Origin of the sequence: Gordonibacter sp. Marseille-P4307, assembly GCF_900604965.1 — a bacterium.
Taxonomy (GTDB): Bacteria; Actinomycetota; Coriobacteriia; order Coriobacteriales; family Eggerthellaceae; genus Berryella.
The window spans coordinates 1,082,182-1,094,759 of record NZ_UWPD01000001.1 but is presented as its reverse complement, the minus strand read 5'-3'; the positions used below and the strand labels follow the sequence as shown (position 1 = coordinate 1,094,759).

Sequence of the window (12,578 nt, the reverse complement as noted above, 5' to 3'; positions counted from 1 at the left end):
GCGCCCCCTTGCAAAACCTATACGGTGAACCAGTTAGAACTCTGATCGTAGATATGGATCGATTCGGCATCGACTCCCACCGATGCGACCGCCTTGGCGAGAACCGCGCAAAACGGCAGCTCGCTCACGTCGTGCCCGAGCTCGACCAGCGCAAGCCCCCGCTCCTGCGCGTCAAGCGCGTCGTGGTATCTAGCCTCGCCGCACACCAGACAATCGGCGCCCTGCGACAATGCGCCCTCGATCACATTGCCGGCTGACCCCGTGGCGCACACCACGCGCTCGACGGGCGCGCCGGCATCGCCCCATACGCGCGGAGTGCGCCCGAACACCCGTTTGCAGCGCAGCGCCAAACCTCGAAGATCCAGATCGTCATCGCGCACGGAACACAACTGGCCGTACCCGAGCCGACCGTCGCGCGCCGCAGGGACGACGATGCGATCGAAATCGAGATCGAGGATCCACGGCAGCATGCGCGCCCCGTCGGCGCTCACGTCGAGCGTCGTATGAAACGACAGGCAGCTCACATTCCAGCGGGCAGCCGCATGCACGCGCGCCCCGGCCGCATCGCCCCCGCTGCCGAAGGCGACGAAACTCTGCGGCGGGTCGATGAACAGGGGATGATGCGTGATAAGAACGTTCGCTCCGAATTCGCGGCATGCGCACAGCGCAGCGTACGTGGGATCGAGCGCGATGGCAACCGAAGCAACCGGCTCGTCGGGGTCGCCCACCACCAGTCCCGTGCGGTCCCAGGTTTCGGCGTCCTCGCGCGGGTACAGCTCGAGCAGCCTACGCTCCAACTCGCCCACGGTGAGTGCCGTCGAAAGCTGGTCTTCCCTCATAAGATTGGTTTTCATGCCAGTTCGACCTCCCGTCGATCCCCGTCGCGCGTCGGAACCGTAACCGTACGGTACCCCGCCTGGTACATCGATCTCATCGCCCCGGAGATGCCGCGCGCCACGTTTTCCGGACAATGGGCGTCAGAGCCCACCGTGCAGGGAACGCCTGCCGAGGCGAAGCGCCTCAGCAAATCGGGAGCCGGATACACTTCGCCACACGGGCAGAACGCGCCCGATGCGTTCACTTCGATCATGCGATCCGAGGCAAGCACCGCATCCACCGCATCGTCGTAGAGCGCACCCATGCGAAACGACGGGTAGATGCCGAACTTCTTCACCAGATCGGGGTGGCACATCACATGGAACGGGAAACGGGTGCACGCCGCCGCTTCGCACCACCGAGCAAAGTAGTCGCGCCATATGCCATCGACCTGATCGCGCATCCCCCAGCGCTCCATGCTGAGTTCGGGATGATCGATCGGCCAGGTTCCGATGAAATGAACCGATGCGCACACGAGCTCGAATCGCTCCAGATCGGCCGCCTGGATGCCCCGATCGTCCGCTTCTCCCAACCAGTCGAACTCGCATCCGGCAAGGATCTCGATCCCGCGATGCTCGAGGCGCGCACGTTCGATCGATTCCAAGTACGGCGAAAGCTCGGAAGCAGGCATGGCCGAATCGCCGTTGGGGTCGAATACGGGGGAAAGCGGGTAGTGCTCGGTGATGCCCAGCGTGGATACGCCGCGTGCGCAAGCGGCTTCCACCAGGTCGAACACCGATCCCGTTGCGTGGCCGCACAGCTCGGTATGGGTATGCGTGTCTACGAGCTCCCTCATTGCCAGTCCAGACACTCCCTGAGTGCCACGATGAAACCTTCGATGTCGGCCTCCGTCGTGAAGCGCCCAAACGAAATGCGCAGGGCCCCGTAGGCCGCATCGGAGTCGATCCCCATGGATTTCAGCACATGGCTGGGTTCGAGGGAGTGAGACGAGCAGGCCGAGCCGCCCGATACCCCGAACCCCTTCATATCGAGGCGCAGGACAAGCGTCTCGCTCTCGTATCCCTCGACCAGCACGTGAACGACATTGGGAAGGTAATCCTCGCTTCCCGGCTCAACCGCAACCGTGGGCGACACGGCGGGAATGGAGGAAAGCCGAGCGTAGAGGAGATCGCGCAGCGAGCGCTGCCGCGCGCTCTCTTCTGCAAGCGATTCGATAGCCGTGCGCGATGCGGCGGCGAACCCCGCGATACCCATCACATTCTGCGTACCGCTGCGCCGACCCGCCTCTTGACCGCCGCCCAGCAGATAATCCTGGTAGGGGATGCGCGCGCGCACGTACAGCGCGCCGACCCCCTTGGGGCCGCAGATCTTGTGCGCCGCAAACGATGCGGCGTCGATACCCAGCTCCTGAACGTCGAACCGAACCTTTCCGAGCGCCTGCACGGCATCGGTGTGGAACAGAGCCCCGCGATCATGGGCGATGCGAGCCAGCTCGGCAACAGGCTGAAGCGCTCCCACCTCGCTGTTCGCCGCCTGAACGGACACGAGAACCGTATCCTCTCCCATGGCTGCGGCAAGTTTTTCAGGGCGGATGAATCCCGAACGATCCGGATCTATCTCCGTGACGCGGAAACCCAGCGATTTCAAACGATGCGCGGGAGACAGCACCGCCTCGTGCTCGATAGACGAGATCACGATATGGGGCGTGAAGGAGCCTTGCCGACTGCGGTTCCGCTCGGCCGTAACAGCCTGGGCCAATCCGATGATCGCGGTGTTGTCGGCCTCGGTTGCGCCGCCCGTGAAGACGATCTCGTTCGGTCGGGCGGCGTTGATGTCGCAAGCAAACGAGCGGCGGGCGCGCTCGAGCGCCTCGAAAGCCGCGCGACCGGGCGCATGCAGGGAGTTGGCGTTGGCGTTGAGGGCGACGTTCGCCTTTCCGGGAACCAGGTAGGGCTGCATGGCAAGAACGGACTCCTCGCAGAGCGGAGTGGTTGCGGCCCAGTCGAGGTACACGTAGTTCTCTGAAACGGTAACAGCCATGTCTTTTAAGCCTCCTGCGCCGCGCGGCGCGCGGCATTCCCCAAATCGCATATGCGCTTCAGCTCGCCTGCGGGATCGGCCGCCTTGAAGAAGGCGTTCCCGCACACCATCACATCGGCGCCCGCCGCCGCGACGCGCTCGACCGTCGATACGGATATACCGCCGTCCACTTCGATAAGCAGGCCTTCGTTGCCCGCACCTCGCGCTTGCTCGACGATACGAGCGACCTTGTTTTCGCTACCCTCGATGTAGCTCTGCCCCGAAAAGCCGGGTTCGACGCTCATGACAAGCGCCATGTCCAGCCGATCGATAACGGGTGCAAGCGCCGAAGCGGGCGTGTTCGGCTTCAGCGACACGCACGCCCGCGCACCCGCCGACCGAATGAGGTCGACCGCTTCCACCAGCTCGCCTTCATCGAGCGCTTCGGCGTGAACGGTGAGGATATCGCTTCCCGCCTCGATAAACCACGGAAGCTGTTCGAGCGGGTTGGACACCATGAGGTGCACGTCGAGGGGGATGCGGGCGCAGCGCTTGAGCTGTTTGACCACCGGAACGCCCATCGTCAGGTTCGGGACGAAGTGGCCATCCATCACATCGACGTGGACGAACCCCGCGCCAGCGCGCTCGACAAGCTCGATATCGGCAGATAGGTTCATGAAATCCGCCGATAGAATCGACGGGGCGACCCGCAGAGGCTGAAACATGCTCGACCTTTCCCAACTGGATTATCGCGAATCACCATTCTAACGCAACGATTCGGCGGACGCAGACGCTCAACGGCATGAGAACGTACTGTTAAACTAAAGCAAGCGCTTAACCCGGAAGGAGGGATGCATGGAACGGTCGAACTGGTGCACCTACCCCATGCCTCACGGCCCGCTGACCATCGCCGCCGACGACAAGGGGCTGACCGCGCTTGCGTTCGGAGCGGTGCCGCTTCTCGGCAGAAACGCTCCCTCGATCCTCACCAACCGGGCCGCAACCGAGATCCAAGAGTACTTCGCGGGAAAAAGGCGCTCTTTCGACGTGCGCCTCTCGCTAAGGGGCAGCGCGTTTCAGCGCACGGTTTGGACCGAAATCCTCTCGATCCCCTACGGCGAGGAGCGCACCTGCGAACAGCTGGCCCGCCTTATCGGAAAACCGGGATCGCATCGGTCGGTGGGAACCGCCGTGAAAAGCTGCCCCCTCCCGCTGATCGTACCCACGCACCGCGTGGTCGGCAAGAACCGCGAGCCGTTCGGCCACGATAGATCAACCCAGGTGAGACGAGGACTTCTTGCCTTCGAGCAGAAGACGGCCCAACGGGCTCCGTCTGCAGATCGAATCCGATGCGAAAACCTCCGCCTATAAAAGGGATCGGTGCGGATACCCGCGCGCAAGAACCTAGATTCCGTAGAACTCGGGTTTGAGAGAGCGCGCGTTCAGCGCGTCGCGCGCCTCGTCGATGGTAAGACCTTCCCATATCAAACCGCGCACGACATCGGTAATGGGCAGCTCGATACCGTAGCGCTGCTCGAGCACCGAAAGGTTCTTACAGGCCAGTGCGCCCTCGACCACCATATGGGTCTCTTCGTGGAACCGATCGAGCGTCGTACCCCGCGCGAACGCCTCGCCGAAACGGCGGTTGCGCGAATGACGCGACATGCAGGTGGCGATAAGGTCTCCCGCCCCGGCAAGCCCCATGCAGGTGAGGGGGTCGCCCGCAGCCTTCGAGACCAAGCGGCTCATCTCGGCCATACCGCGCGTAATGAGCATGGAAGCGGTGTTGTCTCCGTACCCCATGCCGTAAGACAGGCCCACGGCGATGGCGATCACGTTCTTGGCGGCGGCGCATAGCTCGACGCCCACCGCATCGGAGCTGGTGTACACGCGAAACTGCGGGACCGAGAACAGCCGCTGAAACGCATCGGCCGTTTCGGCGCAGGCAGAAGCCACAACGGTGCCCGCCGGGATTCCAACAGCCACCTCCTCGGCGTGGTTCGGACCCGACAGGACGGCGAAGCGGCCCGCGTTGCCCATCTCCTGTTCGAGCACCTCGAGGGGCAAACAGCCCGTGTTCTCTTCAACGCCTTTGAAGCAGACGACCACAGGAACGCTCGATCCGACCAGACGGGAAAGCTCGCAGGCCATCGAGCGCATGACCTTGGAAGGCGTAACCAGCACAACCGCCTCGGCCGCGCGAACGACCTCTTCGAGATCGGACGACGCGCGAATGGAAGTCGACAGCTCGACCGACGACAGATAGTCGGGATTGCGGTGAGACGAATCGATGGATCGGGCGACCGACTCGCGGCGCGCCCACAGAAAGACCTGGCTTCCGTTTTTCGCAAGGACCTGGGCCAGCGCCGTTCCCCACGATCCTGCTCCGATTACCGCTATCGTCATGGGCGCTCCTCTTCCCTATCGGTCTTCGCTTGCGCTTCCCAGCTTCGATTCGGCGTGAGCGCGCAACCGTTCGATGTTGGCGCGGTGCGCCCATACCACTGTGGCGGCGGCCAGCGAGCACAAAACGATGGCCCAGGCATTGGGCCAGAACACGAAGGCGGCCGTAACCGGGCACAGCAATGCCGCCACGATAGAGCCCAGCGACACGTAGCGCAAAACCGCCACGACGACGACGAACGCCGTCAACTCGATGAGCCCCGGCACGGGTCCGAACGCCACCATCATGCACCCGAATGCGACGGCGATTCCCTTGCCGCCCTTGAAGCCAAGCCATGGACTGAAGATGTGGCCCCACGTGCATGCGAGAAACGCCATGGCGGATAAGACCTGCAGCTCGACCGTGGAAAGCGGGGTCTGCGAGGGCAGCATCGCCGAAACGAGTCCGACCACCGCCCCGCTGAGCAGACCTTTGGCGACATCGAGGGCGAACACGGCCGCGCCACCCTTCTTACCCAGCGTGCGCAGTGCGTTCGTGGCTCCGATGTTGCCGCTTCCGTGCTGGCGCACATCGGTGTGGAAGAACAGACGCGAAACGATGACCCCCCAGGGTATCGACCCTAAAAGGAACGAAACCAAAAAGACGGATGCGATGGCGGTTGCGAACATGCGCCTAGTCCTTCTTCTTGAACTTCATGCGAATGGGCGTCCCTTCGAGGTCGAAGTGCTCTCTCAGGCGGTTTTCGAGGTAGCGCTCGTAGTTATCGTCCACAAGGTCAGGACGGTTCGCAAAGAAGGTGAACGCCGGTGGGCACGTCCCGGTCTGGGTCACGTACTTCATGCGCAGCATGGCCTTGCCGTGCGAAACGGTGTGCCCGAACTCGCGGATATCCTGCAACCAGGTGTTCAGCTGATTGGTGGGGATGGTTTTCTGGAAATTGGCGTACGACGTGTCGATGGCGTCCCAGATGCGCTGAATGTTCTTGCCGGTAAGCGCGGAGATAGCCACCACCGGAGCGTAGCCGACGAACATGAGGCGATCCTGGATGCGTTCGCGCACCTCGGCCTTGGCCTCGGGCCCCTCGACGATATCCCACTTGTTCAGCACGATAACCATGGCGCACCCGCGGTCGGCGGCGAAGCGCGCGACGCGCTGATCCTGATCGGTAAGGCCCAGCGTTCCGTCGATGACGAGCAGCGCCACGTCGGCGCGGTCGATGGCGCGCATGGCACGGACGAACCCGTAGTACTCGACATCTTCGTCGATCTGGCTTTTACGGCGCAGACCGGCGGTATCGACGATGGTGTAGGCTCTCCCCTCGTGCTCGATGTAGGTATCGATCGCATCGCGCGTGGTTCCCGCGACGTCGGAAACGATGGAGCGGTCGTTGCCGGTAAGCTTGTTGGTAAGCGAGGACTTGCCCGCGTTCGGCCGACCGATGATGGCGACGTTCACGCCCGCATCCAGCGTGCCCGACAGTTCGCGATCGGCCGAAGCCTTCTCGAGGGCAACGACGACCTCGTCGAGCAGATCGCCCGTCCCGTGCCCGTGAACCGCCGAAACCGGCCAGGGATCCCCTATACCCAACTGGTAGAACTCCCAGATCTCGTCGGTGCGCCCCGGCGTGTCGAGCTTGTTCACCACCAGAAAGACCGGCTTGTCGGTTTTACGCAGGATGCGGGCCACCTCGGCATCGTCGGCGTTGATGCCCGTCTTGCCGTCAACCAGAAACACGATCGCATCGGCCTGCTCGGCAGCAACGAAGGCCTGATGACGGATGGAGGCCTGAAAATTGTCCTCGTCCCCCATCTCGATGCCACCCGTATCGACCAGCGTGAACCTCACGCCGTTCCATTCGGATTCGTGATACGAGCGGTCGCGGGTTACCCCGCGCATGGAGTGGACGATGGCCTCGTCGGCCTGGGCGACGCGGTTGACGAATGTGGATTTGCCGACGTTGGGTCGGCCGACCACGGCTACAAGCGGCAGGCTCATATGGTATTTTCCTTCTCTATGTCTATGAGCGCTCGGCCAAGGCCGTCAGCTCGCGCAGATAATCAAACGGTGAACAGGATACCATGTTAACTTCGACCCCCGCGATCGCCTCCACATCCTCCAGACGCTTATCATCGAGCATGATCAGGTCGTCGTTGAACATGACGCGGGGAACGAGGTAGATCGCATCGCGCCCGCCTCGTTCGCCGGAGACGCGGTGGATGGCGGCTCCCACATCGGCGCCCACAAGCAGCCCCGTGACGTTCACATTGCCGCCGAAGTACTCGTTTTCGACGTAGAGCGGCTCGAGCAGGCCGCGCAGACAGCTTTCCTCGATGCTGGGAGTGAGGAAGTGCCGTTGCGCGGTCCCTGCGACGAGATACGCCCTTTTCCCTGCGGCGCTCAGCGCGGCGGCGCAACGCTGCACCGCTCCCTCGGCCAACGCCCGAGACCAATCGTCAAGAAACGAGCGGATGATGCCGATCCCGTCCTCGAACAAGCCGAAGTCGCCGTAGTGCTCGCTTGGCGGCAGCCTGTCGATAAGATCGGCTCCGTAGGCGTTGCTGTAGAACTCGTCAGCGGCATGCACCCAGGGCACCCCCCGTTCGGACAGGGCCCGCCGCTGAAACGGCTCGATCTGCTCGAGCAGCCTTCCCGACGAAACGGGATCGTCGAAGCTGTGCTCGAAGCGCTTTTGGAAGCGCGTGTAGCCCAAGGGCACGATGCCCACGCTGAGGATGCCGGGGCGCGCCCAGGCCCACTCCAGCGAAGCGGACAGCTCGTCGCCGTCGTTGGCCCCCGGCACCAACACGATCTGCACGTGCGCCTCGATACCTGCGGCAAGCAGCCGATCGAACGCTTCGAGGCCGTGCTGGGCCCGTCTGCCGATGATCGCGCGGCGCACCTCGGGACTGGTGGCCTGCAGTGAAACGTGCAAAGGCGTGATGCGCTGCTCGATGATTCGAGCCTCGTCGGCCTCTCCGAGGTTCGTGAGGGTAACGAAGGTTCCCACCAGAAAACTGAGGCGGTAGTCGTCGTCGCGCAGGTACAGCGAGCGACGCATGTCTTTGGGGAGCTGATGCATGAAGCAGAACGTGCAGGCGTTGCGGCACTGGATGACATCGTCGAACACCAGTCCGTCGAATTCGACCCCCCAGTCTTCGCCCAGATCGCGTTCGAGCTCCACCGACCCCTCGTCGCCATCGGTATCGATGTATCCCACTTCGATCGAGAAATCACCCGACAGCCAACGCCAATCGATGACATCGCGCAGCGGATGCCCGTCGACCGACGTGAAATAGCATCCCGGAGTGAACCCCGCGTCGTCTGCCGGAGAGCCCGGATGCACAGAGGCGATGAGGGCATGAGTGGCGCAGCGCGAAGCTGCCAGCACGGCGGGCGCAACCGCGCAGGCGCCGACGCCGCCCTCGGAGCTTCCCGCCGCGCGCTCGATATCGGCGCCCGGATACGAGAGGGACGAACCTTTCAAAGGAGCGATGGTCACATGCGCTCCAAACGGGAAACGACAGCGGCGATCTGGTCTTCCGGAGTGGATGCGCCAGCGGTCACGCCCACCGTGCCCACTCCGGAAAACCACGACTCGTCCAATTCGGCCACCGATTCGATGTGGAAGGTACGCTCGCATTGGGCCTTGCAGATATCGAACAGGCGCGTGGTGTTCGACGAGTTGCGCCCGCCGATAACCACGATGGCATCGACCTGGTCAGACAGGTCCGCCGCCGCATCCTGGCGCTGCGAAGTGGCGAAACAGATGGTGTTTTTCACCTCGGGCTCGATGCCGAGGGCGCGCAGATGAGACACGATCGCATCGAGCCTGTCTTTCTGCTGAGTGGTCTGGACCACCACGCCCACCGGCGCCTCGATGTCTGCGGGCACCTCGTCAGGCGAGGTGACGGCATAGACGCGCTCGGTGCTCTCACGCGCGCAGGCGACGATGCCCTCGACCTCGGGATGCCCCGCCTCTCCCACGACCACCACGCTGCCCAATCGGCGCGCCATATCGGCCGCCGCCTTCTGAGCCCGCGCGACATGGGGGCACGTCGCATCGACCACGGTGTTTCCCGCCGCAACAACCGCACGCATGACCTGGGGCGTAACGCCGTGACTGCGAATGACCACCGAAGAGCCGCGCATCGCGTCCTCGATGGCGGACACCTCGGTTACGCCCCGATCGGACAGTTTCTCCACCACCTGGGGGTTATGGATGAGCGGTCCCAGCGTATAGGCGCGCCCTCCGTCCTCCACGCTTTTAAGGGCAAGATCGAGCGCGCGCTGAACCCCGTAACACGCGCCGGCGTGCTTCGCCCGTACCACCTTCATGTTAGCTCGCGCCTTTCTCCGCCGACGCCGAAACCTCCTCCGCGCGCTTGCGCGCCGTCTCGGCGGCTACCTCCTCAGCAGTATGGCGAGGAATGGGATGGGCGGCAAAAACAGGAGTGAAATCGTAACCATTCGGAAAGAGCTCGACCATATCGACCTCTTCGGGAGAGCAGCGTCGGCTGAGCGCGAAGCACTCGCGCATCGCGTACCACACGCACCCGTCAAGCCTTTGATCCTTGGGCAGGAAGTCGAAATCCTCCAGCAAAACGGGCTGACCGTACTCGGTTGTGATGCGCGGGAACCGCACAAAGCGGCCCTTCTGCTTAATGTGCTCCGCATCGCGCACGGTCATGGGAAGGATGGGTGCCCTGCCCATACGGGCGATAAGCGCCGCGCCTCCGTGCACCTCGGGCGTGCGGTCGCTCTTCCCCCGTCGCGTACCTTCGGGGAGGATGACGATCGTCTCACGGTTCTTCAACGATGTCGAAGCGCGCCTGATGGCGGTGCGGTCGGCCGAATCGCGCTTGATGGGTATCACGCCCAGGCGAGACAGGGCCCAGCCGAACACGCGAGGCTTGCCCGCAAACAGCGTGTCGCGCGCGATGAAGCGCGGCCAGATCGCCGGCCAGGCCGACAGGAACAAAAACACCACGTCCATAAACGAGGTGTGGTTCGACACCACCACCACGCCGCTGTCCCGCGCAAGGGCGACGAGGCGCTCGCGGTGATCGACGCGATAGCGAAACAGCAGTTTGCTCAAAGCGGCAACCACCACGATGATGACCGTGGCCACCCCCTTGGGGATATGGCGATCTTCGGACACGCCGCCGAAGGGCATGTCCCAGAAGCGCTCGTATCCGCGCGGCGCGTCGGTGCCCGCATTCTTGCCGGCGGGCATCTAGCGCATCCGTTCGCGCACGAGATCGCAGATACGGGCCACTACCTCGTCCTGGGACAGGCCGGTAGAATCGATGATCATCGCATCGTCGGCAGCCGCAAGCGGAGAGGCGGCGCGGGCCGAATCGCGCTCGTCGCGCGCAACGATGTCGGCGAGCACCGTCTCGAAGTCGGTGGATCCGATACCGCGCGCGGCGTTCTGGGCGACGCGTCGGCGCGCCCGCTGTTCGTCGCTGGCCGTGAGGAACACCTTCGCCTCGGCGTCGGCGAACACCACCGTGCCGATATCGCGGCCCTCCACCACGTAGTTGCCCGCGCGCCCGATGACGCGTTGGCGCTCAACCAGCGAGGTGCGCACTGCCGGTACGGCCGACACCTTGCTGACCGCCCGATCGATCTCGGCGGTCCTGATCGCATCGGTAACATCGCACCCATCCACCAACACGGCGCGGGCATCCACCGCCCCTTCGTCGTGCGCGAACGAAATCCGGCATGCCCGGGCTATCGCGCCCAGCGCCTCGGCATCCTCGAGCGAGGCCCCTTCCCGAAGAGCCCTCCATGCGACGCAGCGGTACATGGCCCCGGTATCGAGGCACGAAAAACCCAGCTCTTTCGCAACGAGCTTGGAAACCGTAGATTTACCGGCTCCCGAGGGGCCGTCTATGGCAACGATCATGATATCAGCCTTTCCATATCGATGAGAAAACCAGGATAGCTTACCTTAATGCATTCCGTATCGGCCACCGAGATTGGGGCCCCCGCCGCCTGCGCCGCCAGCGCCGCCATGGCAAGACGATGATCGCCCCGCGGGTCGAAGGAGCGAACCTCCGAAGCCCTCCACCCGCCGCAGCCCTCAACGACCAGGTCGTCGCCGACCGCATATGCGGTTGCACCCAAAAGCGCCAGGAGATCGACTATGCCCTCCAGCCGGTCGGACTCCTTGTTCCGCAGCTCGGCCACCGACCTGAACACCGAGTCCCCCGAAGCCCGCGACGCGACGAGGGCCAGCACCGGAACCTCGTCGATGATGGAAGCCGAAAGCTCGGGCGGGGTTTCCACCGGCGCGAGGGAGGGGGTGAAGGCCGCCTCGATGGTTCCTACGGGCTCTGGCGATCCGTCCCCCGAAGCGCGCGCAGCCACGCGCGCGCCCATGCGCCCCAGCACGTCCAGATACGCGACCCTCCCCGGATTGAGCCCCGCACCCTCCACGCGCACGCGGCTTCCTTCGGACAGGACCGCCGCAGCCACGGGAAACGCCGCCGAAGAGGGATCCCCCGGAACAGAGACGTTGGCGGCGCGCAGGCGGCGGAGCCCTTCGACGACCAAGCGGCCCTCGACTGTACGCACCTCGACTCCGAACAGGGGAAGCATGCGTTCGGTGTGATCGCGCGAGGGAGAAGGTTCTGAAAACGAAGTGGTGCCGAGCGCTTGGGAGCCCGCCAGGATCACGGCGCTTTTCACCTGAGCCGACGAAACGGGCGAATCCCACGCTATGCCCTTGAGGTTCGGCGACCCCTTGAAGAGAAGCGGCAGCGCAACCTTCGAGGCGTCGCCCTTCCCTGCCGCGCGTTCAGATGGCGCAATCGAAGCTCCCATGGCGAAAAGCGGATCCGCAACGCGCCCCATGGGGCGTCGGCGAAGCGAATCGTCCCCTGTGACCAGCGCTTCCACAGGCCACGGGGCAAGAATGCCCATGAGGAGCCGAGCGGTGGTTCCCGAGTTGCCGCAGTCGATCGGCCCGACGGGAGTTCGAGGGCCGAAGGCTCCCCACCCTTCGACAAGCACGTCGAAGGAAAACAGGGGAACGCTTCGGCGCGAACCCGCATTGCCGTCGATGCCCGGGGCGTCGAGACCGAGACGGCGGCGAAACTCCTTGAAGGAAGGAAAGCCCGCGACGCGCACCCGCGCGCCCAGGCTCTCGATCGCAGACGCGGTGGCAAGCACGTCGTCCGACGCGGGAAGGCCCTCGATGCAAGAAACGCCCTCCGCCGAGGCGGCCATGAGCAGGGCTCTGTGCGCGATGCTCTTATCTCCGGGAACGCGCACGCATCCTCGCAGCGGTCCGCTTCGCACCATATCCGCCCGC

13 protein-coding genes are annotated in these 12,578 nt (G+C 64.1%); 1 reads left to right on the top strand and 12 read right to left on the bottom strand.

Annotated features, from left to right (window positions below; translation table 11 throughout):
- Positions 1-17 precede the first annotated feature (17 nt).
- Genes EIH26_RS04910 through rpe form a run of 4 tightly spaced genes read right to left on the bottom strand, consistent with a single transcriptional unit; the run spans position 18 to position 3,581 of the window.
- Complete coding sequence (locus EIH26_RS04910) at positions 18-854, bottom strand: Nif3-like dinuclear metal center hexameric protein (RefSeq protein ID WP_124061151.1); 837 nt, start codon at positions 852-854, stop codon at positions 18-20.
- Complete coding sequence (locus EIH26_RS04905; protein WP_124061150.1) at positions 851-1,672, bottom strand: histidinol-phosphatase; 822 nt, start codon at positions 1,670-1,672, stop codon at positions 851-853. Before EIH26_RS04905 ends, EIH26_RS04910 begins: the two co-directional genes overlap by 4 nt.
- The gene (locus EIH26_RS04900) at positions 1,669-2,877 is read right to left on the bottom strand and encodes a cysteine desulfurase family protein (RefSeq protein ID WP_124061149.1); all 1,209 of its coding nucleotides are present in this window, start codon (positions 2,875-2,877) and stop codon (positions 1,669-1,671) included. Before EIH26_RS04900 ends, EIH26_RS04905 begins: the two co-directional genes overlap by 4 nt.
- A 5-nt stretch (positions 2,878-2,882) precedes the next feature.
- Positions 2,883-3,581, bottom strand: coding sequence for a ribulose-phosphate 3-epimerase (gene rpe, locus EIH26_RS04895; protein ID WP_124061148.1), 699 nt, complete (start codon positions 3,579-3,581; stop codon positions 2,883-2,885).
- A gap of 130 nt (positions 3,582-3,711) precedes the next feature.
- Here rpe and EIH26_RS04890 point away from each other — a divergent pair, with 130 nt between their 5' ends.
- Positions 3,712-4,227, top strand: a complete 516-nt coding sequence (locus tag EIH26_RS04890; protein ID WP_124061147.1) for a methylated-DNA--[protein]-cysteine S-methyltransferase — start codon at positions 3,712-3,714, stop codon at positions 4,225-4,227.
- A 33-nt stretch (positions 4,228-4,260) separates the two neighbouring features.
- Here the strand turns inward: EIH26_RS04890 and EIH26_RS04885 are convergent, their stop codons facing one another.
- From EIH26_RS04885 to EIH26_RS04850, 8 genes are read right to left on the bottom strand one after another with little or no spacing between them, the layout of a single operon-like run.
- The gene (locus EIH26_RS04885) at positions 4,261-5,262 is read right to left on the bottom strand and encodes an NAD(P)H-dependent glycerol-3-phosphate dehydrogenase (RefSeq protein WP_124061146.1); all 1,002 of its coding nucleotides are present in this window, start codon (positions 5,260-5,262) and stop codon (positions 4,261-4,263) included.
- 15 nt (positions 5,263-5,277) lie between these two features.
- Positions 5,278-5,928 carry a glycerol-3-phosphate 1-O-acyltransferase PlsY gene (gene plsY, locus EIH26_RS04880; protein WP_124061145.1) on the bottom strand — a complete coding sequence of 217 codons (651 nt, stop codon included), beginning with the start codon at positions 5,926-5,928 and terminating at the stop codon, positions 5,278-5,280.
- A 4-nt stretch (positions 5,929-5,932) separates the two neighbouring features.
- Complete coding sequence (der, locus tag EIH26_RS04875) at positions 5,933-7,255, bottom strand: ribosome biogenesis GTPase Der (RefSeq protein WP_124061144.1); 1,323 nt, start codon at positions 7,253-7,255, stop codon at positions 5,933-5,935.
- Between the two features lie 22 nt (positions 7,256-7,277).
- A complete protein-coding gene (locus tag EIH26_RS04870) occupies positions 7,278-8,759 on the bottom strand; it encodes a DUF512 domain-containing protein (RefSeq protein WP_241152762.1) in 1,482 nt (493 codons plus the stop codon).
- Positions 8,756-9,595, bottom strand: coding sequence for a 4-hydroxy-3-methylbut-2-enyl diphosphate reductase (ispH, locus tag EIH26_RS04865; protein ID WP_124061143.1), 840 nt, complete (start codon positions 9,593-9,595; stop codon positions 8,756-8,758). Before ispH ends, EIH26_RS04870 begins: the two co-directional genes overlap by 4 nt.
- Before the next feature lies 1 nt (position 9,596).
- Positions 9,597-10,493, bottom strand: coding sequence for a 1-acyl-sn-glycerol-3-phosphate acyltransferase (locus tag EIH26_RS04860; RefSeq protein WP_124061142.1), 897 nt, complete (start codon positions 10,491-10,493; stop codon positions 9,597-9,599).
- Positions 10,494-11,168, bottom strand: a complete 675-nt coding sequence (cmk, locus tag EIH26_RS04855) for a (d)CMP kinase (RefSeq protein ID WP_124061141.1) — start codon at positions 11,166-11,168, stop codon at positions 10,494-10,496.
- Positions 11,165-12,568, bottom strand: coding sequence for a 3-phosphoshikimate 1-carboxyvinyltransferase (locus EIH26_RS04850; protein ID WP_124061140.1), 1,404 nt, complete (start codon positions 12,566-12,568; stop codon positions 11,165-11,167). Before EIH26_RS04850 ends, cmk begins: the two co-directional genes overlap by 4 nt.
- Positions 12,569-12,578: the final 10 nt, after the last annotated feature.